This window comes from Undibacterium sp. GW821-FHT11H02, assembly GCF_058808015.1.
This window is the reverse complement of record NZ_JBXARG010000023.1, coordinates 31280-53012: the sequence shown is the minus strand read 5'-3', so window position 1 is coordinate 53012 and position 21733 is coordinate 31280. Positions and strand designations below refer to the sequence as shown.

Annotated in this window: 15 protein-coding genes; 4 read left to right on the top strand and 11 right to left on the bottom strand. The window is 47.1% G+C overall.

Going from position 1 to position 21733, the window contains the following annotated elements; translation table 11 throughout:
* Nucleotides 1-21 precede the first annotated feature (21 nt).
* The gene (locus tag AC1RR2_RS18715; protein WP_493223793.1) at nt 22-3408 is read right to left on the bottom strand and encodes a glycosyltransferase family 4 protein; all 3387 of its coding nucleotides are present in this window, start codon (nt 3406-3408) and stop codon (nt 22-24) included.
* Between the two features lie 13 nt (nt 3409-3421).
* On the bottom strand, nt 3422-4942 hold the full coding sequence (locus tag AC1RR2_RS18710) for a class I SAM-dependent methyltransferase (RefSeq protein WP_493223792.1): 1521 nt from the start codon (nt 4940-4942) through the stop codon (nt 3422-3424).
* Nucleotides 4943-5228: 286 nt separating this feature from the next.
* On the opposite strand from AC1RR2_RS18710, the gene AC1RR2_RS18705 reads away from it, so the two are divergent.
* Genes AC1RR2_RS18705 through AC1RR2_RS18695 form a run of 3 tightly spaced genes read left to right on the top strand, consistent with a single transcriptional unit; the run spans nt 5229 to nt 8755 of the window.
* Entirely contained in the window at nt 5229-6686 is a 1458-nt protein-coding gene (locus AC1RR2_RS18705; protein WP_493223791.1) for a mannose-1-phosphate guanylyltransferase/mannose-6-phosphate isomerase, read from the top strand.
* A gap of 24 nt (nt 6687-6710) precedes the next feature.
* A complete protein-coding gene (locus tag AC1RR2_RS18700; protein WP_493223790.1) occupies nt 6711-7505 on the top strand; it encodes an ABC transporter permease in 795 nt (264 codons plus the stop codon).
* Complete coding sequence (locus AC1RR2_RS18695; RefSeq protein WP_493223789.1) at nt 7502-8755, top strand: ABC transporter ATP-binding protein; 1254 nt, start codon at nt 7502-7504, stop codon at nt 8753-8755. The genes AC1RR2_RS18700 and AC1RR2_RS18695 overlap by 4 nt, the downstream gene beginning before the upstream one ends.
* Nucleotides 8756-8776: 21 nt before the next feature.
* Here the strand turns inward: AC1RR2_RS18695 and AC1RR2_RS18690 are convergent, their stop codons facing one another.
* The 7 genes from AC1RR2_RS18690 to AC1RR2_RS18660 form a co-directional block, all read right to left on the bottom strand.
* Nucleotides 8777-9889: a glycosyltransferase family 4 protein gene (locus AC1RR2_RS18690; protein ID WP_493223788.1), complete on the bottom strand. Its 1113-nt coding sequence runs from the start codon at nt 9887-9889 to the stop codon at nt 8777-8779.
* Between the two features lie 9 nt (nt 9890-9898).
* Nucleotides 9899-11050, bottom strand: a complete 1152-nt coding sequence (locus AC1RR2_RS18685) for a glycosyltransferase family 4 protein (RefSeq protein WP_493223787.1) — start codon at nt 11048-11050, stop codon at nt 9899-9901.
* A gap of 5 nt (nt 11051-11055) precedes the next feature.
* Entirely contained in the window at nt 11056-12030 is a 975-nt protein-coding gene (locus AC1RR2_RS18680; RefSeq protein WP_493223786.1) for a GDP-mannose 4,6-dehydratase, read from the bottom strand.
* Nucleotides 12014-13051: a GDP-mannose 4,6-dehydratase gene (gene gmd, locus AC1RR2_RS18675; protein WP_493223785.1), complete on the bottom strand. Its 1038-nt coding sequence runs from the start codon at nt 13049-13051 to the stop codon at nt 12014-12016. Before gmd ends, AC1RR2_RS18680 begins: the two co-directional genes overlap by 17 nt.
* A gap of 351 nt (nt 13052-13402) precedes the next feature.
* A complete protein-coding gene (pyrE, locus tag AC1RR2_RS18670; protein ID WP_493223784.1) occupies nt 13403-14068 on the bottom strand; it encodes an orotate phosphoribosyltransferase in 666 nt (221 codons plus the stop codon).
* A gap of 24 nt (nt 14069-14092) precedes the next feature.
* A complete protein-coding gene (locus tag AC1RR2_RS18665; protein WP_493223783.1) occupies nt 14093-17872 on the bottom strand; it encodes a glycosyltransferase in 3780 nt (1259 codons plus the stop codon).
* 9 nt (nt 17873-17881) lie between these two features.
* Nucleotides 17882-18313, bottom strand: a complete 432-nt coding sequence (locus AC1RR2_RS18660) for a hypothetical protein (RefSeq protein ID WP_493223782.1) — start codon at nt 18311-18313, stop codon at nt 17882-17884.
* Nucleotides 18314-18573: 260 nt separating this feature from the next.
* Between AC1RR2_RS18660 and AC1RR2_RS18655 the strand changes: the two genes are divergently transcribed.
* On the top strand, nt 18574-19344 hold the full coding sequence (locus tag AC1RR2_RS18655) for an exodeoxyribonuclease III (protein ID WP_493223781.1): 771 nt from the start codon (nt 18574-18576) through the stop codon (nt 19342-19344).
* Nucleotides 19345-19436: 92 nt separating this feature from the next.
* Here the strand turns inward: AC1RR2_RS18655 and AC1RR2_RS18650 are convergent, their stop codons facing one another.
* Nucleotides 19437-20333 (bottom strand): M48 family metallopeptidase, encoded by an 897-nt coding sequence (locus tag AC1RR2_RS18650; RefSeq protein WP_493223780.1) that lies wholly within the window; start codon nt 20331-20333, stop codon nt 19437-19439.
* 92 nt (nt 20334-20425) lie between these two features.
* Entirely contained in the window at nt 20426-21733 is a 1308-nt protein-coding gene (locus tag AC1RR2_RS18645) for an AmpG family muropeptide MFS transporter (RefSeq protein WP_493223779.1), read from the bottom strand.

Here is a 21733-nt window from a genome sequence, read left to right as displayed (position 1 = left end):
AGCCCTTAACAGCTTGATTCTTCAGCTTGATTCTTCAGCCGACTCTAATCGATTGGCCACACCATCGATCAAATTTAGCAAGCGTCGTGATAGGCCAGGCCAACGGCGCTCTTGCAACCAAAGCTCCGCTTGCTTCATTTTTTCCTGTAAGTTTTGCGGGGCATCCAATAATTGCGTAATGCCGAGAGCCAAATCACTTGGGCTAATGCCAGCCAATTTCGACACGGCATCCTCCACATCTTCGAAGATGCTCAAGGGCGTCACTGCCACGGGACGACCACTGGCGAGTCCTACCCGCACCGCAGCACTAGATGATTCTTGCGTTTGTTGATAAGGAAAAACGATTAAGTCCGCATGAGCCAGCAAATTTAGCGTTTCGGTGTCTGACAAAAAATCCGTCAGCAGGCTGACCTTTTCTTGCAAACCCAGTCGGGCGATTAATTCTATGCAACGCTGTTTCAAGTCCGCCGATACCGGAACTGGGTATAAGGAATTAACTAGCATGAGATGGTAATCACGCTGCGTATGATCGAGTAAAGAAAATGCTTCTATCAGCTCGGGAATGCCTTTATGCGGTAGCAAAAATCCATACGAAGCGATCATGGTTTTTGGGGAATCTTTGACTGCAGCCTGCGCAACATTCATCGCCACAGGTGGCAATGCAATACCATGCGGGAAGTAGCATACATTCTGAATCAGATCCCAGTTCTTCAAGCGGTTTATGTCGTCGATACCATGCACGAATATTCTGTCGACTATGGACAAGTGCTGGCGAATACTCGATAAGGTCTTGGTTTGCTCAGGTAGTACGACGTCCGCGGTTGAATGAAAAAACACATATACCGCTTTACCGCGCGCCTTAAGTTGCTCGATGGCGCCAGCCAAAATTGCGAGACTAAAGAAGCTGAAATTGTATTGAATCACGACCACATCTAAGTCAAGCTCTTCCACCAATTCAAGCACATAATCAAGCTCCCCGGTTTCGCTCGCGGTCCAACAACGAATGACATTAGTTTGATCGACGTCCATTCTTTCGACGATATGATTCGCCAAAATAGTCAAGCGCCCCACAGGAAATGCCTGCGTCAAGTAATTTGAATAATTTGCGATGCCACATCGTGCATTCCAAGTACTAATCCAGGCGATCTTCGGTTCATTTCTCAATAAGGGCTGCTGCGATAGGGCATTCACTGCAGCACGCACTCTTTGCGCCGTTTTTTCCCAAGTAAATTTTTCTGTAATTCTAAGTCGTGCCAACTCACTTTTTTGTAATCGCTGGACCTCGTCAAGCGCATGCACTTGTCGCATTAATTGCGCTAAATGCTGCAAATCTGGCTCTGCCCATAAAGAGTGTGTGAGTTGCATGTGGGTCTGCGCCTTTTGGAAGGTAAAGTCACAACACCACGCCGTCGTATCATCACAAAAATCAGTTTGCCCCCCCCAAGCCGTAGTGATCACAGGCAGATTAAAGAGCATCGCCTCGGCTATAGGCAAACCCAAGCCCTCACCCCGGCTAGGTGCCACAAAAGCGTCGGCAAAATGATATAGCGCGACGATTTGAGCATCGTCCCAATCTTCACTAACGATGAGCACATGCGGGAATTGCGCATCGGCCTGCTGACAGGCGCGCAATTGCTCAAGCGCTGTATTATGAATATTAGGAAAAGTCTTGATAATCAGGCTGACATCGTCACTGGCACGAAATGCCTGGCCGTAGGCCCGCAACAAAACATCCACGCCTTTTCGAGGAAAGCAGGAAGAAATATGCAAGAACCGAAAGCTCCTACAAGCCGCAGTCATTGATTGGGGTAATGGCTTTGCTTCGATTTGCAATAAATGATCGACGCCCGCACCGGTGACCGCAATCGGTACCCGCACACCTTGATCGCGCAGGGTTTTTGCGACGACTTCGGACAAGACAGTAATCAAATCCAGACGCCGGTTAAATTCTTCAACATAGGCGATGGGAAAGCCCGTTTCTTCCCAGCCGTAGGAATGAATCGCTCGCACTGTGGCTGGCATATTATCGAGGTGCGGCGGATAGCAGAATCGCAGCGCCGCATAAGGCGGCAGCTGCGCCTCCACCGACGCCTGATACAACTTGTGACAAACCGGATCGTTGCGCAAAAATCCTGCTGCAGGGACAAAATCGCCATGCCCTTCATGTGAACGCAATCGCACAGCGAGCTGGTCTTGGTCTAAAGCTTTGGCTAATTCACGATTCACGATAGCGAGACTATAAGTGGAATCGAAAGGACCTTCAATTTGCCAATCTTCTGAGGCTTCTGGCGTATCCAGTCGCACATTCGATACGGGCACATCGACTTGAATTGAGTATAAATACTCGACCAGTTGCGTCGTCACAGTGCTTAATGAAAAACGCTGCAGATTGACCAGCTGACGCTCTATCATCTGACGTCGCAAACCCGGCTCTTGCGACAAGGTCCAAACTGCGTGCGCACAATCCCAAGGGCTGCTATCGGCCGGCATCAGTAAACCACCGACACCCAAAGTATCAGCAATATTGCTACTGTCACGCGCTATCACAGGCAATTTGTAGCGCATCGCTTCTATCAAAGGCATACCAAACCCTTCGTGCGCACTTAAGCATACAAAGACGTCGGCACTACGATACAAACCTATCAGTTTTGCATCGCTCACTTTGCCAGTAAACAACACTTGATCTTGCAGATTTAGCTCAACGATTCTTTGATCGATCAAAACTTTATAGTGACCGCTGGTGACTACACCTGCGAGTATCAAGCGCACCGGTGTAGGTGATTTATGCTTTAAGTGATGAATCAAATCAATCAGTTCAAGTTGCTTCTTATTTTCACAGATACGCCCGACGAATAAGACATTATAGGCATCACGCAAATCCGCCAGGCCCTCCACATCAGGTAGGATCTGCGTCAATTTTTCAAAATCCACCAGCATGGGTATGGTGGCGACATGAGCGTAATTATTCGCTAGCAATTCCTGTGAATTGAGTTGCGATACCCCAATCGCTCCCAAAAAATGCGGTGCCCAATCTCGTAATTGCTCGCGCCCCAGATCCGCCCAACGACGAATATCGCCATCCTCTGGTAGCAACTCTGTCGGTGTAATATTGTGATACACCATGACTTTAGGCATGCTTAATGCAAGCAACCATTTCCAGTTGTCGTAGCCAAGACAATGATGCGAAAACAGCAGTACATCATCACTCACGGGCAGCTGCGAAATATCGAATACTTCGTCGCGCAAGTCTTCCGGAATCGTCTCAGAATAAATGTTGGAAATAAAACCTAAACTACGCAATAACTTACGAATATAAAACATACTATTCGTCACACCATCGCCAGTATTGCAGGCAAAGCTAAATTGATGAATTTGTTTAGGCGACATCTTTTGTACTGATCCGGACATAATCGAATGCATATTATTTGCGCGCAATCACTGCGTAATCTTGAGCGCTAAAAAGGAATTTATTCAGCGTCTGTGCAAGCTGGCTTTCGCCAGTCATTTGATAATCATCTGGGAATGGGTGAAGACGTTTAATTTCCACATGACGAAAACCGCGCTGCTTGGCAATGAATTGCGCCACATCTGGCACGATAGGTTTTAGATGCGTAGGATCGTAATAAAAATTGCATGCGCCAATGATGAGATTTTCTGGATTTGGAGTTTCAAAAATCAAAATACCATCATCACTCAGGGCATCGTATGCAGCGTCGAATAGGGCAATCAATTTTTCAAACGGCAAGTGTTCGATGATATGAAAACCACTCACACCTGCCAGGCTGGATTTTTCTTGCTGCTGCAAAAACGCGATGCCATCAGCGACTTTCGCGGCATAGCCTTTTTGAAGACAGGCATCAACCATGCTCGCATTCGAATCAATTCCGATTGCGGGTATGCCTTGTTCACTCAATAACTCCAGCCATTCGCCACGACCACAACCGACATCGACAAACAGTTTTCTCTGCTCAACTGGCTGCGCGAGCAGGCGATCAAAATAAGTTAAGTAGACTTGTTGACGCTGTTTGATTTCAGCGCGAGAACCACGAAACTGGGCTTCGAAATCCAGATAGAATTTAGCCAGATCGAGCTCTTGCTGCTCGTCTGAAACCGCCGGCTTTTCGGCTCCTGCATTTTTTATCCCGGAGTTATCGGCGGCTTGCTCCAGCGCTTCTATCCTATGCAACAAGGTGGCATAGATTTGTTGTTCCCGACTTTGATCGATTTGATTTATACGCATCAATTGAGTGAATTGTTTGAGCTTGCGCGCAAGCTCTAATTGCTCAATCTGCATTAAACGTTTACCAATATCGAGATTGTCGAACTGATGCAAGCGCGCCGCGATTTTTACCGCTTCAAGTTTCTCGATACGCACCAGTAAGCTTTGCATGCAATTCAGCACTTCCTGATTTTTCAAGCTAACAATGTGCTGAACGGCATTTATCCAGGTATCGGCATATGGTTCCAACTGGTTGATGCGTTGGTTTACACCATGCAATTGTGCCTGTAGTAATTGATTTTGCTGACGCAAGACATCAATCGCGACTGTATGACGATAACGTGTCAAGGGCAGACGAATAAAGGCATTGATCCAGCCAAAGCCGTAGCCTATCAAAGGCAAAGAACGCAAGCGGCCTTTCAATGACAACCGGGGATCGAACAAGGCGGCAATACGCGCTTTGGCATAAGGAATCAAGCCCTGTGGCCAAACTTTACCTGGCATTTCTTGTGGAAAATCCTGCTGCAGGTTGTCATGACTCGCTGGAAATACCGGTTTCTGCGTCGAAACATGGGGATCAATCTCACCCGGCGCTATGACTTTTTGATGCAGTGAAACACCCACATCCATGTGCGAAGATAGTCCCCGCACGCCGCCCGTATTCGATAGCATTCGTTGGCGGATCAAAGCATCGTCTGCAACATGTGGCTCTTGTGTTTTCATAATATAACTATTCTTCGCCATCCGGCTAACGCATCGCTGAAAATGTCTCAGTATAAATGATCAAGCTACTACTGCGCTCTATAGATCCTGTGTTTCTACAATATTTACACAAACTTGGACAGAGATAAGATCAATCTGCATGTACAATAAGCGATTTTATTGTTTGCCTGTATTTACTCATGGCGTCATTTTTTATGCCTGTTTGCAAAGGCGATCAAGCCTGACCCACAACAGGCCACAGTAGAGTATTCAACACATCAGTAAGAAACAAATCTGAAGGAAGAGCATGTTACTTCAACCGGTAATTTTGTCGGGCGGTTCCGGCACTCGTTTATGGCCACTGTCACGCGAAAAACACCCTAAGCAATTACTCTCGCTGTTTAATAATGAAACGATGTTGCAGGCGACGGCACAACGCGTCAGAGATTTTCAAGGCGATATCGCCGTCAGTCCAAAGTTAATCGTCGTCTGCAATGAAGAATACCGCTTTATCACCGCTGAACAATTACGCGAAATTGATTATCAAAATTGCGCGTTGATTTTAGAACCCTTCGGTAAAAATACAGCGCCCGCGGTTACTCTCGCTGCGTTGAACGCCTGCGCCAATGAGCAAGACAGTGTGCTCTTGATTATGCCTGCCGACCACGTGATTGCGGACGAACAAAAATTCCACGCTGTGGTATCGAGCGGATTGGCGCAAGCACTGCAAGGTGCGATGGTTACTTTTGGTATCGTGCCAAGCCGACCAGAAACCGGTTATGGCTATATAGAAATTGGTGCGCCAATTAATGGTGGCGTCCCAGTCGAACTAAAAAATTTCGTGGAAAAGCCTTCACATGAAGTCGCCCAGCAGTACATCGCTAGCGGCAATTATGTATGGAATAGCGGCATCTTTATGATGCGCGCCAGTGTCTGGCTCAAAGCGATTCAGCATTTCAATTTGCCTATGTTTCAGGCTTGCGAGCGATCTATACAAGAAGCGAAGGTCGATAATGACTTTGTTCGTATAGACAAGCTCGCATTTGCTGAATGTCCATCCGACTCTATCGACTATGCGGTTATGGAGAAATTGGCGAAGACGCCTGAACTCGGGATCCCTGGCTGTGTTGTGCCGTTTGACGCTGGCTGGTCTGATGTCGGAGCCTGGGATGCGGTCTGGCAAGTTTCCGACAAGGATGCCCAAGGCAATTCGGTGCGCGGCGATGTCTTGATGGAGAGTTCAAATAACTGCCTGGTGATTTCCGACAGTCGTCTGGTTGCCTGTCTCGGCCTCGATGACGTGATTGTGGTTGAAACGCCGGACGCAGTGTTAGTCACCAACAAGCAAAATACCTGCAATATCAAGCGCATCATCACTCGTCTCAAAGATAATAGCTATGTGCAGACGGACAATCATCGTAAGGTATATCGGCCATGGGGTCATTATGATTCTGTCGATAGTGGCGCGCATTTTCAGGTGAAACGTATCGTGGTCAGACCGGGTGGGAGCCTGTCGATGCAGTTACATCATCATCGCGCTGAACACTGGATAGTCGTGACTGGTACAGCCCGTGTGACCCGCGGTGAAGAGGTCATGACTTTGAGCGCAAACGAGTCAACCTATATTCCACTAGGAGTAAAACACCGGCTAGAAAATACGGGCGACATTGATCTTGAAGTAATTGAAGTGCAATCTGGCACCTATCTCGGTGAAGACGATATCGTACGTTTTGGCGACATTTATGGTCGTGTTGATAGTGAATAATTTTCTGCGACTGCGAGCGATTAATTGAAAGCCCTTCTCGCCTCTTTATGGGGTTTCCGTTTTTTTATGCTGTCCTCCATCAAGGCCGAATTTCGCGGCCGTTTTGCACGCAGTAAATTGGGTGCTTTATGGATGATATTAAACCCCTTAGCACAAGCGACTATCTTTGCGATTGTTCTATCTGAAGTCCTAGCCGCGAAACTACCGCATGTCGACAGTAAAACTGCGTATGCGGTCTACCTCATGGCGGGTACCGCGGCCTGGGGTCTATTCGCGGAAATCGTCACACGCTGCACCACTGTTTTTATCGATTATTCGAATACGCTCAAGAAGATTTCATTCCCGCGTTTATGCTTGCCTTTGATCGTAGGCGGCAGTGCGCTGCTGAATCATTGTTTGTTATTAATGGCAATCCTGGTGGTATTTTTGTTTTTGGGGCACGCGCCAAATGTTGCTTGGTTGATACTGCCCTTAGGAATGTTACTTATCGTACTATTTGCGTTTGGGCTGGGCATCATACTCGGCTTACTCAATGTATTTTCGCGAGATGTCGGCCAAGTTCTAGGGATAGTGATGCAATTGTGGTTTTGGCTTACACCCGTTGTCTATCCAGCAGATAGTCTGCCGAAACGCTTCAATTTTGTGTTGGCGATGAATCCTATGTCAGGACTAGTGAAAATTTATCAGGATGCCTTGTTATATGGGCGCTTACCGAATTGGGAAAATCTGATTACGCCTTTCGTCACTGCAAGTATCTTATTTCTATTCGCCTTTTGGATTTTCAGAAGAGCCAGCGCAGATCTGGTGGATGCACTATGAGTCAAGTAAATCAAACAGTTCTGAAAATTGATCAAGTCGGAAAATGCTACGCCAAATTTGACGGCAATTTTTCGCGTCTGCTCAATTGGATAGGCTTTACAATTAAACCAGCTTACGAGTATTGGGCCAATAAAGATATCAGTTTTACCGTTGAAGCCGGACAAGCGATTGCGATTATCGGTCAAAACGGCGCTGGCAAAAGTACCTTGCTCAAGATGATTACGGGTACTGTCCGCCCCACCGTGGGCAGCGTCAACGTCACGGGTAGGATTAGTGCCATGCTCGAACTCGGTCTAGGCTTTAATCCTGAATTTACCGGACGTCAAAATGCGTATATGGCTGGCGGTCTGATGGGTTTTAGCAATGTTGATTTAGATCGCCTGATGCCAGAGATTGAAGATTTTGCTGAGATCGGCGATTTTTTTGATCAGACTTTACGCGTATATTCCAGCGGCATGCAAGCGCGACTGGCTTTCGCAGTCGCCACAGCGGTGCGTCCTGACATATTAATTGTCGATGAGATTTTGTCAGTAGGCGATAGCTATTTTCAACACAAAAGTTTCGATCGTATTCGTCAGTTTAAGGAACAAGGTACATCCATCATTTTAGTCACGCATGGGATGAGCGATGTTCGCTCCCTATGTGATCATGTCATCCTAATTGATAAAGGGCAGATCCTTAAACAAGGTGCACCAGATGAAGTAGTCGATTTCTATAATGCCTTGATCGCACAGAAAGAAAATGAAAAACTGGCGATAGAACAAAGTCGTGACCCGCAAGGTTGGTTAAAAACCCGGTCAGGCTCAGGTACTGCGGTGGTAAAACGTCTTATCCTACAGGATCAGGATACTCTGGAAGAAGTCGCGGCAGCACGAGTAGGCCAAGCAATTCAATTATTGTGTGAAGTGGAAGTCGTCGCCGATATCCCCGAACTGGTATTGGGCATGATGCTGCGCGACAAGCAAGGCAGTGTCATTTGGGGCAGTAATACCTGGCATACCAAGCAGGTGCAAAATAATTTGCAGGCAGGTGCCAGACTTAGTTATGTTTTACCGTTCCAATGCAATTTAGGACCGGGTTCATACTCAATCACTACAGCACTCACCAAGAGTGAGTCGCATCTCGATCAAAATTTCGAATGGTCAGATAATTTATTGATATTCGATGTGATCAATGTCGACAAAACCATTTTTATTGGTAGTCAATGGCTGGATACACGATTCGTAGTCACACAATTGAATTCGCATTAACTGCAATTCGTATGACTGCGATTACTTTGACAGCACATTCTGATACAGCGTTTGATAGCTCTTGGCCATGCGTTCCGCTGTAAATAACGACAGATAACGTTGTGCGGCTTGTGCGCCCATTTGTTGTGCCTGTTGCGGATGATTGCATAAATATTGCATCGCCTGACGGAATGCAATAGGGTCATTGGCGGGCACTACCAGGCCCGTTTCTTGATTGATATTGACATAGGAAGTACCGGTACCGATTTCACAAGAAATCATCGGCTTCCCAAACATCGCCGCTTCCAACAAAGTAATACCGAACGCTTCCGAGCGCAGATGCGATGGGAAGACCAAGGCATGGCATAAAGTGAGTAATGCTACTTTATCTGCCTCGGGCAAAGCACCTAGAAAATGAACATGATTCAAGCCTAAGCGTTTCGCTTGTGCTTTTAATTCTGCTTCAACCGGACCATCACCCAAGATGACTACCGGCATTTGCGTACCCGCAACGGCATCCAACAATACGTGCAGTCCCTTGTAGTAACGCAGCATACCGACAAAGAGAAAAAACGGCTGGGGAAATTGAGTACGCCATTGCCGCAATTGCGCCTCTGTCGCGACCGGATAAATATCCTTATCCAAACCGTAAGTAATAATCTCTGTCTTGTCTTTATACTTTGCCAGAATAGGGCTAGTGGCAAAATAATTTGGCGAGGTTGCGACAATGCGATCAACGCTATTGAGAAATTTTGTCTTCAATGGCCGGTAAAGTTTCAACAGAACTTTCTGCCTAACGATGTCTGAATGATAGGTCACCACACTAGGCTTCTTAATCGCACAGGCAAAATGTGCCAAGTCCATAAACGGCCAGGGAAAATGATAGTGGACGATATCTGCCTGTGCCGCAAGCGCCTTAAAGCGCGCGAAGGCAGACCAGGAAAATCCCGTCGATGCGATCTCGACATTTAAAGGCACGCGATGAACTTTATGTCCTTCGAACTCAATTTCCAAGTTGTGGTGATCGCGGGTTAAGGTCAGTACTTCGGCATCGATGCCCAGGCGTGAAGTCCCCACCACCATCTGACGGATCACTTGCTCTACGCCGCCAAAACTGTCGGGGTAATAGGTACGATAGAAATGCAGAATTTTCATTTTTTATTCTTACCCAATAGTTTGGGCAACTTGATATGCGTGAACTGTCTGATTCACACAATTTTCCCAAGTTAGTTCACCGGCTCGTATTAAGCCCTGTAAACAAGCCTGTTGACGCCATAATTCATCTTGCAAGCTCAGTGCCAAACCATCACAAATCGATGCCACATCTTCCGCATTCACCAAGTACGCAGCACCCGCAGCTACCTCGGGCATAGACGATGAATTGGCAGTCAATACTGGCACACCACTCGCCATCGCCTCGATGATAGGTAAGCCAAATCCTTCGTACAAAGAGGGGTAGGCAAACAAACGACATCCGGCATACAACATGGGCAAAGTATCTTGTGGCACATAGCCCAAATATTTTAACCATCCTTCATCGGCAGCTTGTATCAGCTGCGCATGAATATCCTGGCTATTCCAACCTTCGGACCCAGCAATCACCAGCGGCCAACGCTGGCGTACAGCCGCCGGCAAACGTCGATAAGCCAAGAGCAGACGTGAAATATTTTTGCGTGGCTCTATCGTCGACACGAATAAACTATATCCGCCGTAGGTCAAACCAAATTGACGCATGACAGCCTCGACCTGCTCCGCTGTCCTTGGGTGATAAACAGGATCGACACCAAGAGGAACAGCCTGAATCTTCTTTTCAGACAAACCGAACTCTTGCATCAATTCCAGTTTGGTGGCTGCAGAGTCGGTTATTACCAAGTTGGCTCGCTCTACCGCTTGCGGAATCAGCTTACGCATACGATCAATTCTGGTTCTAGGGTGCCAGCCATTTAAATGATAGGCTGATAAGTCATGTATGGTCACCACACTTGGCAGATCGGACTGAGGCACAAAAAAATTCGGCCCGTGAAAAATGCCATTCTTAATTTGATTTAGCTGACGTGTCGCCATGACAGGCATCATCATGCCGTACAGTTTCGATACCAGTGGAGACTGTCCTAGTCTATGACGCAAACGGCTAGAAAAATTGCCTGCCGGGGATCGATGGTGATGATTATCAAGATCAGGCAGCCCGCGCCACAAACCATCCGACAAATAACGGATTGATTCTATTTGAGGATGCTGAGGTAGCCGCGTTGCCAATTCCCACACATATCGACCGATACCCGCAAGAGGAGGACGCACAGCCTCGATCGATAACACGACATTCACTCAATAACCTCGACCAACTTTGGTGTTACCGAAGCTATTGATAACTTTGCCTGTTCGGGCATTTCACGTCCTAACATCCATGCCAAGGTTTCCCGCAAAGTGATTGTTGGCAAACTACCTATCGCGCTTACTAATTTCTGTGGATTACCGACTAGTTTTCGCACCTCATTCGGACGTACAAAGGCTGGATTGACTGCCACATTAATTTTATAGCCCGCAAGTTCCTCGACCATAGCGATCACTTCGCGTAGCGTATGTGGCTTGCCTGAACAAATATTAAAAGTCTGTCCTGCTGGTGCCAATTGCAGCAATTCGCGATAGGCGCGGGCGATCGTTCGAACATCGGAGAAGTCTCGCGCAACATCGAGATTACCCAATTCAATCTGCCGCAATTGCTGTTTGAAATGACTAACGATCTTAGGGAGTAAAAAATTTTCAGACTGTCCAACACCAGTGTAATTAAATGGTCTGGTGATAAAAATCGGCAATTTATCCATCCAGATTCGTGCCACGTGCTCGACCGCAACTTTGGAGACGGCATAATCATTGGCGGGCAAAGGCGGCTCTGATTCGGCGATGACTTCCGAAGTGCTATTTCCATACACATTAGCACTACTTGCCACCAAAATAGATCTGGCCTGATATGGACACTGCGCCAGTGCCTCTAAAACATTACGCGTACCAACCACATTAATCCGGTAGATATCTTCAATATTCCCATGCGCGACAAACGAAATCGCCGCCAGATGGGCGACGATATCAGGCTGGACTTGGTTGATGAGCTCTCGCACGGCGGTTGGGTCGCACAGATCGACATAAAATACGCGCTCACCCAAAGCCTCGTTGCCGAAAGCCGTACCATACACCTCGTAGCCACTCGCTTCCAGTTCGTGCGCTAAGTACTCGCCGGTAAAACCGCGCAAGCCAGTAATCAGCGCACGCGGGCGCCCGTGTTTAGAACGAGTGTCCATGAGTATTTCGTTGAATATCTGCTTGTACCATCATCTGACACAATTGCTCTAAAGTGGTTTTTGGCTCCCAACCTAAGACGTCTTTTGCTTTTTGTGGATTGCCAATCAACAGCTCCACTTCGGCAGGTCGATAAAACTTGGGATTCACTTTGACTAAAATTTTATTGGTCGTAGCACAGCGAGCAACTTCTTGCTCGGCTACACCTTCCCACTTCAATTGAATATCCGCCGCCTTAAAAGCCATCGTCACAAAATCACGCACGGTTTCGGTACGATTTGTCGCTAACACAAAAGTATCAGGTACATCTGCCTGTAACATGCGCCACATGCCTTCAACATATTCTTTGGCAAAACCCCAGTCGCGTTTCGCGTCCATATTGCCAAGCTCAAGGCATTCCAATTTACCCAGTTTGATTTTTGCCACTGAATCGGTAATTTTGCGGGTCACGAACTCACGACCACGCAAGGGCGACTCGTGATTAAACAAGATACCACTACAAGCAAAAATATCATATGACTCACGATAGTTGATCGTCATCCAATGCGCGTACAACTTTGCCACGCCATAGGGACTGCGTGGATAAAATGGTGTCGATTCAATTTGCGGTACGGCTTGTACTTTACCAAACATCTCCGAGGTGGAGGCTTGATAAAAGCGGATTTTAGGATTCACAAGTCGAATCGCCTCTAACAGATTTAAGGCGCCCAAGCCTGTAATTTCGGTGGTGGTCACTGGCTGTTCAAATGAAACGCCGACAAAACTTTGCGCTGCCAGGTTATAGACCTCTGCCACTTCTGTTGTCTTGATTAAACGTATGCTCGCAGACAAGTCAGTCAAATCATACTCAAGCAAATGAAGCTGAGGATGCTGATCAATCCCCAGCTCTTCGATACGCCAAAAGTTAACCGAACTGGTGCGTCGGTAAGTGCCAAACACGGTATAACCTTTTTCCAGCAGCAATTGCGCCAAATAGGCACCGTCTTGCCCTGTAATACCAGTGACTAATGCTTTCTTATTCATTCAAAAACCTTTCGCCTGAGCGAACATTAATATTTAATTATTTCTTAACACTCAATAAGGATAGGACTTACGCAAAATTGCGCTGTCTAGAGCCTGCCCTCGAATGCTTGAGTCGGGGGCGTGGAGCCGAAGACAGTGCAATTGCACGGCGAGGCGAACACAACAAGGCCAGCGTCTGTTTTGCCTAAGTCCTAAAGGAATGTTTTCACGTTGTGAACACTATATCTGTGATAATTATCACATGCCCACAGTATACCTTCTCTTCTTCGCCAAAAAACTTAGTTTTTATCATCAAATTGCAAGCAAACTATTTAGAAATAAATAACAAAAGCTTTTTCATGTATACCAGTCTTAAATCGCACCGTACTTTTGGCGATAAGCTCCGACAGCATCTTTGTACTGCGCGATCGGTGAGGCGGCACTTTCATTGGACAGACATTCAAACAAATCATTCAAATTCGCAATTGCGATGACAGGAATGCCATATAGCTGACTGACTTCCTGTACGGCGGAATGAGCCGACAGTTGATCATCTTTTCCGGCGCGCTCCATACGATCCAAGGCAATCAGCACCGCCGCTGGTGTCGCCCCTGCTGCGCGAATCATCTCGACCGACTCTCTTACCGACGTTCCCGCAGAAATCACATCGTCAACAATCACGACACGACCTGCTAATTTGGCACCTACTATCGTGCCGCCTTCCCCGTGATCTTTGGCTTCTTTGCGATTGTAGGCGAAGGGGTAATTGCGCCCTTTATTCGCCAGCGCCACTGCGGTGGCTGACGCTAAGGTAATTCCCTTGTAAGCCGGGCCAAATAACATATCAAATTCGACCCCAGACTCAATCAAGGTTTGGGCGTAATAATTCGCGATTTTGCCTAAATTTGTACCGTCATTAAACAAACCCGCATTAAAGAAATACGGCGAAGTTCGTCCGGCTTTAGTGATAAATTCGCCAAAACGAATCACTTCAGCATCGACTGCAAATCGGATAAATTCTTGCTTTAAATTGTTCATTTTATATTCACTCTTTCTCAGTATTTACTTATACTCATGGCCCGTGGGTTCGCCATCATCCTCTATTAGCTCAGTTTTTTGCTGACTAAATCTACTGACAGCCGCGCATAATTGCTTGGCGCTCTCTTGCCAGGTTAACCATGGCATATGCTGTATTTGAGGAAGTTCAGATTTCGCAAAAAGCTGTAACCAACGCTGAATTTGATGTGCCAAGGCGCTTGGTGATTCACCCTCAAAATAGCTTATGAAGTTACCGCAAATTTCTTCAAATACGGGCAATTTACGAGCCAAAACAGCTAACTCATATCTGGCGGCTTCAATTAATGGCAAGCCAAAACCTTCACCCCAGGATGTCATGAGCAAACAACTGCTACGGCGATATAATTCAGCCAATTTTTGGTCATCAATACCTTTGAGCCAAAACAGGCGTCGCTGATTTTCTGGATGTACTTCGATGCGGCGTGCTAATGCCTCGGTTTTCCAACCTTGCCCACCAACAATCACCAAACAAGCATCCACGCCCGCCCGCCAGACTTCTTCCATAGCATCCAGCGCATATTCATGTCCTTTGCGCGGCTCCACGGTACCCACCATCAAAAAACAAACCTTGTCTTGCAAAACATTTTCTAAGGCAGTGTCAAAGTGCGTCGCCCCAATGACGGGCATGCTGGACTCTATATCTGCGCCTAAGTGAAAGTGTTCAACCCCGAATTGCTTACTTAATTCTGGATAATGCGTATCTATCCACTGCTGTAATTCGACCGCAACCGCATTTGAAATACAAATTGCACCATCGGCATTTTGTGCCAGGACATGGATCCATTTTTCAAAAATACCTGACAAGTCTTTTTCAAAGAAGTGAGGCGCGATTATGGGCAATAAGTCATACACCACGAAATACACTTTGACACCGATAGTCCGCATCCTTTGCAGCACATAAGGATATTGAACGACCGGACCACAATTAAGATCTAGTCCCAAGAAAATGTCCTTGGACGAGAGTTCGAGTAAATCGTCTCCGCTACTTAAATCGGGCAAACCAAACTGACGACAAGTAAAACCTCGTGCATATTTCAAACCATGTTCAGTAAGTATGACTGGTTCGACTCTACCAGCAAACAACGGCGATGTGAGCAAGGCAGACAGAATCGCCCGGACCACGCGTTGTATGCCTGATTTCGCATCCACTTGGGCTAAGGTGGTCACATCAATCAGCAAACGGTTTTGTGCCGCTAGCATCGTATTCGCGGCAACACTGCGCGCCATTTCAGATAAGTCAGCATCTGTCGGCAAGGCAGCCTCTGAAATTGCGGCTAATTTTCGCAATAGAGCTTCACTGCCGCTGCTGGCTAGATTGGTATGGCTGCGTTCAATTGCATTGGCATACTCGCGCGCAATTACATAGGGTTGATGAGCCTGAGCTATGTGGTCAATGCTACGGTTCCCCAACATGCTTCTTAAGCCAGTATCCTCAAACAAGTTCAACAAATAATTAACCAGCTCTTGATCGGAAAATTCATCCGCCAACTTGAGCAATGCCTGATCCGGCAACTCGGCCATGGTGCCGTTTCGATTAATAATAGTCGGAACGCCATATGCCATACAATCGAGCACCGTACCTGAAGTTTCTCCACGTGACATGGTACGCAACTGAACCGCCGCATCGGCAGCCATCAAGTAGCGCCGGAAGACGACGGGATCAGCAAATCCCGTGATACGAATCCGGTCGCCACAATTTGCTCGCTTGATTTGGTCGACCATCTCTGCACCATATTGCGCACCATCATTTTGGCCAACGAATACGAGATGACAATGTTCGTTTTGTGCCAGTCCAGAATCTATCCAGGCTTGCAATAAGCGGTGATTCAATTTAGTCGGACCGAGCATGCCAAAAGCACAGACTAAGAAATCATCATCACTTAAATTCAAGGCTTGTTTTGCCGCGATGCGATCAAATTTTTCAGGCAAACAACGAAGATGGGGGATGAAATTCCAATCGGAAGCCAATTCCTCGCCATACCACTTCTTAGCCAAATTTTTCGAAAACTGAGAATGCACAATCACAGCTTGAGCTGCACGAATGACTGGCAAGCTACAAGGATACTTCCAAATAATCTGATGGATATTCGCCGTATTTTTATTTTCTATCAGTGCGTTATAACCGTGTGATTCATACAAGGCGTCGAACCAGGCGCCTTTTGTCACGCCCAGATAATCGAGGTGAGACACGACATTACTTAAATAGAAATCGTGCAAGACCAGTACACCGGGATGTTTCTTCAACAAAGCAAACATGTGCCCGTGAAACGGGGAATTCCCAAAGTGATACATAATGCGATCAAAGCGATGCGCGTTCTGCTCAAACCATGCGACTGAGCGCAGAGGGAAATTCGCGCTAAGCCAGGGTGTACTGATTGTTTTTTGATCGCTGATTAAATCGATGTCGTAATAGCGTGCCAATTCTGGCAAAAGCTCTGCGCTGTAATCAGCGATCCCTGTTTGTTCGGGCGGCAGTGGTGACACGTAGGCTAATCGAGGCTTTTGCGAGAATTGCGGCGCAACCGTGATCGCGTTTTTTGCGCGCTGTCTCTCATCACTTGCTTCAAACGCCGCGATGCTAAGCCGTGCAGACTCATCCCATGAAAACTTTTTACACTGCACCAAGCCATGTTCGCGAAGACTCAATCTAAATGCGTCGTCACTCAAAGCCTGCACCATTTTCTCTGTCATTGAATGCTGAGAAAACGGATCAAATAATGCATCGGCACGCCCTATAACTTCAGGCAAGCTGCTGGTATTGGCCGCAATCACAGGAGCACCACAAGTCATCGCTTCCAAAGCAGGCAAACCAAAACCTTCATGCCAGGAAGGAAAGACGAACAAACGGCAGGCATGATAGAGAATTGGCAGCTCTTCATCAGGAACAAAGCCCGTCATCACTACCGATCCGATTTCCAGGCCTTGCTGTGCAGCGAGTTGTAACAGGCGTTCTTTCTCTTCTGGATGCACGCTACACACGATCGCAAGTTGATGATGCGCCCGCAAGGAGACCGGCAGGTTAGCGTAGGCACGAATAAGTCCGTCGATGTTCTTTCGCAGATCAATTCCGCCGGTATACATGATGAAATGCTGACGTAAACCATGACGTGTCAGTACATCATCGACCTGCTCTGGCGCGTACTGAGCCACAAAGAATCGTTCATCAACCGCCGATGAAATATTTACGACATGATCGTTCGGCAATTGCAGATAATCAAGCGCTTCTGATCTTGAGGAATTTGATATTGCTAACAATAAATCAGCGTTTTTCAGCGCTTGCAATTTTCGGTAATACCAGGCGCTCATTTTTTCATCGCGCAAGTAATGTTCGCGATGAATCAAGGGAATCAGATCATAGAGCGTCACTGCGGATTGAATCGATGATGCGCTCTGAATATCGGTTACAGCATCATCAATCCAACCTTCAAACAAACTACTGACATGCACCAGATCGGGTTGAAATTGGCGATAGGCATGCTCACGAAGCATCTCACTAGCGCGACGGCGCCAGGCATTTTGCGCATGGACACCAGAAACACCACTTAATGCAAACCAGGTATGAAATTGTTCGTGTGAAAGCAGTCCTGCGAATTCATTCCGTATCGGCCCTATGGTTTCGGGGAAGGCCGCACTGAGCAAAATACGCAAGTCGTGTGAACCGGCGCGCTGTACCATCGCTTTTGCCAGAGACATCGAGTAACGCCCAATACCACGCGTGCGGCTGCCTGTCGATTGACAGGCTTGTAGATCAATGAGAATGCGCATAAATGTCGATTATTTTTTTGTTATTATGTTTTCTTGAAATAAGGCATATAGTTGTTGCGCTTTTGGCGTTAATCCTACCGTGCCAGATCGCGCTGGTTCATTTGAAAAGCTCTGAGAATGAGTCTGCGCTTGATTCAAGGCACCAACCGCACTGCGCACCCTCGTTTTCAATTGTGGGAATCGATTTAAGCATCGTTTTCCCAATTGCACTAAATATGGACGACGCGCCAAAATTTGCAGGAAACGAACACAGGCACGCTTGGGTGAAGTCAGAACAAACTTAACACGTCTTAAATTAAGAGATAGGAATCTCAACGGTGCAGTGAGTCGCCAAGACCAACTATGGTAGACGGCGTGCAACTCGGCACGTAATTTTTCTTCATTCATTTTTGGCAGCAATGGTAATTCCAATTTAACGATCGCATCAGTATAGCCGATCAAGCCAGCTTGCTCGTCATGGTAGATATTAAAAGTACAGCAAAAGTGCCCTACAGATGCATCCCTTTTTTCTTAAATTGGCTCAATACTTAATTGTCATGCAACTAGGGCGTGTTGACATAATATTTTGGCATGCTCTAAGTAAATGTAAATCGATATCCTTGTATCCCATTTTGTTGGCGAAACATGTCTTTGGCAGTGCCACGCAGAGTGCGCATTTCTGCTATTCTGACGCCATAAAAAATCACTCAATAATCTAGACAATGACAAAAATCATCTCCGCCAATCTGAATGGCATACGCTCTGCAGCAAAAAAAGGCTTTTTCGACTGGATGAAAAAAGAAGCTCCTGATTTTCTCTGCGTGCAGGAATTAAAAGCACAGCAAGACGATATGACGGAAGATTTCTTGCAGCCGCATGGCTATCACGGGCATTTTCACTATGCCGAGAAAAAAGGCTACTCCGGCGCTGGCGTGTACAGCAAACAAAAACCGGATGCAGTTCACATAGGTTTTGGCAGCACTGAGTTTGATGCGGAGGGACGCTACGTGCGTTGTGACTTCGGCGATCTGTCCATCATCTCTGTGTACTGCCCTTCTGGTTCTTCTTCACCGGAGCGGCAGGAAGCCAAATTTCGCTTTATGGAAGAATTCACGCCGCATCTAAAAACCTTAATCAATGCGGGCAGAGAGTTGGTGATCTGCGGCGATTGGAATATCGCGCACAAAGAAATCGATTTAAAAAATTGGAAGAGCAATCAAAAGAATTCGGGCTTTTTGCCAGAAGAGCGTGCCTGGATGACGCATTTATTTGAAGACATGGGCTGGGTTGATGTCTATCGCCGCCTGCATCCTGACACCACAGGTGAAGCCTATACCTGGTGGAGTAATCGTGGTCAGGCGTGGGCGAATAATGTAGGTTGGCGTATCGACTACCATGTGGCGACACCGGGCATCGCCGCCAAAGCGAAGGCCGCGGCGATTTATAAGGATGAACGTTTTAGTGATCACTCACCGCTGATCATTACTTATTGATCGTCATTGCGTATGCGACAAAAAGCCGCTTGCCAAACTCTATCGAGCCTTGTCCAAGCGGCTTTTCTACTTTTCAAGAAACTAAATCGATATCAATTCTTCACATCAGGGATTGATTTCACATTGCTACGGTAAGGCGGCAAACCCTCAATTGATGTGCTCATCGCTTTGGCGTAGAGCGGCATCACTTCAGGGAAATGCTTACGAATTTCATTGATCCTGTCAGTGCCCGCTGGATGCGTTGATAGCCATTTTGGTGGTGCTTTTTTGTTCACGATACCCATCTTTTGCCAGAGTACGACACCGGCACGAGGATCGTAGCCTGCGCGTGCGGCGATATCGAGACCGACGATATCGGCTTCGGTCTCGTCGTCGCGGGAGAATTTCAACATCATCACGTTCGCTCCTGCGCCGCCTAACCCCGCCACGGTTTGGCTGTTATAGCCTTTATACTCAGCGAATAGTGCAGCGCCTTTTACCAGTAAACTGGTAGCCATCGATTTACCAGCACGCTCAGCGCCATGTTCACGTAGTGCGTGGGCAATTTCATGCCCCATCACAATCGCAACTTCGTCATCGGTCAGTTTTAAGGTATCGAGTATGCCGGTATAAAACGCGATCTTACCGCCCGGCATGCAGTAAGCATTAATTTGCGTAGAGCCTAATAAATTTACTTCCCATTTCCATTCCGCGGCGCGATCATTCCATGGTAAGGCGAAGGGGATCAGTTTTTTTGCAATCGCACGCAAACGGATGACTTGCGGATGGTTATCTGGCGCCAGCGCACGCTTTTGCTCGGCTTCTTTCATGGTCTGCACATACTGCGCAGCCGCCTGCTGATCTAAGGCGCCACCAAGGTTACCCAATTTACGCATCATCGACATCTTGCCGACTTTGACACCGTCTTGTGGCTCGTGGTCTTGTGCCAACGCAGTGACGGGCAATACAAAGGCGCTTGCCAGCGACAAAGCAATCAAAGATTTTTTCATAATGAGATTGATCTCCATTTTTATGCACAGAATGGTAGCAGAATCAGTATTTTTCAATTGCAAAAGATTGCTAACCATTTTTATCGAAACATTTAATTAGCCGAGCTTGTTGTATCCGAAGATTTGACCTGATCACCATTCCAAGGGGCGACTTTGAATAAAAGTAGCATGCCGGGAATTGCCAAAGCAAAACAAATCAAAAAGAAATTAAACCATCCAGTGCTGGCAACAATAAACCCTATCAATGCGGTGGTGAAAGTACGTGGCACAGCGGCCAGGCTGGTGAACAAAGCAAATTGCGTGGCGGTGTAACGTGGATCGGTGGCGCGAGCAATATAGGCAACAAAGGCCGCGGTTCCCAAACCAACACCAAAGGCTTCCGTTGCAAGTACCACACCTAGCATGACAGGATCAGGGCCTAGTTTCGCAAGTAGTGCGAAACCCAAAATACTCAAAGCTTGCGGCACGCCAAATATCCACAGTGCGCGATTAATCCCAAGCTTGATCATCCAGACGCCGCCAACCACACCGCCCGCGATACTGCCCCAAAACAAAGTCAACTTCGCAATAGTCCCGATCTGCGACAATTGAAACCCCAGATCCAGAAAAAACTTGGTCGCTAATGTTGCCGCCATCGTGTCGCCAATACGATATAAGAAGATGAAAGCTAAAATCCAAAACGCATGCAGCCACCCTGAGCGCGTCACGAATTCACGGAATGGCAGAACGACCGCCTCTTTCAAATCTTTTGGCGGCACGCCATAAGCCTTCGGCTCTTGCACCAGCAAAGTACAAAACAAACCAGGCAACATAAACGCTGCAGTAATCCAGAATACCCAAGTCCAGGAAATCATATCCGCCAAAATTAAAGACAATGCGCCCGGCACTAAGCCGGCTACTTTATACGCATTCACTTTAACGGCGGCTCCCAAGCCCTGCTCGTTATCGTCAAGAATTTCACGACTAAAAGCATCGATCACGATGTCCTGACTGGCGGAGAAAAACGCAACCGCAATAGCTAGCGGAATCACCCAGGAAAACTGGGCAATAGGATCAAGCATGCCCATAGCGCCTACGCAAAAGAACAAGGCGACCTGAGTAAATGCCATCCAACCACGACGCCGCCCAAGCGAACCAAAACTAAATCTATCCATCAAAGGCGACCAGATGAATTTCCACGGATAAGGAAACATCACCAAAGTAAACAATCCCAGCTTCTTGATATCAATACCCGACTTCGCCAGCCACGCCTGCACCAAATTGATCAGAATAAACAATGGCAATCCTGAACTGAAACCCAGAAAGACCAAAATCAACATGCGTTTATTGAAATAGGTTTGCCACTTATTCACGGCGAGTGCTGTCTGCTTTTGATCGGATTTCTGGTCGTGATGGCTCAT

Bases quoted from the DNA above. Each gene is read 5' to 3' on its own strand.
- AC1RR2_RS18715 (WP_493223793.1), bottom strand. From the start codon at position 3,408: ATGTCCGGATCAGTACAAAAGATGTCGCCTAAACAAATTCATCAATTT.
- AC1RR2_RS18710 (WP_493223792.1), bottom strand. From the start codon at position 4,942: ATGAAAACACAAGAGCCACATGTTGCAGACGATGCTTTGATCCGCCAA.
- AC1RR2_RS18705 (WP_493223791.1), top strand. From the start codon at position 5,229: ATGTTACTTCAACCGGTAATTTTGTCGGGCGGTTCCGGCACTCGTTTA.
- AC1RR2_RS18695 (WP_493223789.1), top strand. From the start codon at position 7,502: ATGAGTCAAGTAAATCAAACAGTTCTGAAAATTGATCAAGTCGGAAAA.
- AC1RR2_RS18690 (WP_493223788.1), bottom strand. From the start codon at position 9,889: ATGAAAATTCTGCATTTCTATCGTACCTATTACCCCGACAGTTTTGGC.
- AC1RR2_RS18680 (WP_493223786.1), bottom strand. From the start codon at position 12,030: ATGGACACTCGTTCTAAACACGGGCGCCCGCGTGCGCTGATTACTGGC.
- gmd (WP_493223785.1), bottom strand. From the start codon at position 13,051: ATGAATAAGAAAGCATTAGTCACTGGTATTACAGGGCAAGACGGTGCC.
- pyrE (WP_493223784.1), bottom strand. From the start codon at position 14,068: ATGAACAATTTAAAGCAAGAATTTATCCGATTTGCAGTCGATGCTGAA.
- AC1RR2_RS18665 (WP_493223783.1), bottom strand. From the start codon at position 17,872: ATGCGCATTCTCATTGATCTACAAGCCTGTCAATCGACAGGCAGCCGC.
- AC1RR2_RS18655 (WP_493223781.1), top strand. From the start codon at position 18,574: ATGACAAAAATCATCTCCGCCAATCTGAATGGCATACGCTCTGCAGCA.
- AC1RR2_RS18650 (WP_493223780.1), bottom strand. From the start codon at position 20,333: ATGAAAAAATCTTTGATTGCTTTGTCGCTGGCAAGCGCCTTTGTATTG.
- AC1RR2_RS18645 (WP_493223779.1), bottom strand. From the start codon at position 21,733: ATGAGCCATCACGACCAGAAATCCGATCAAAAGCAGACAGCACTCGCC.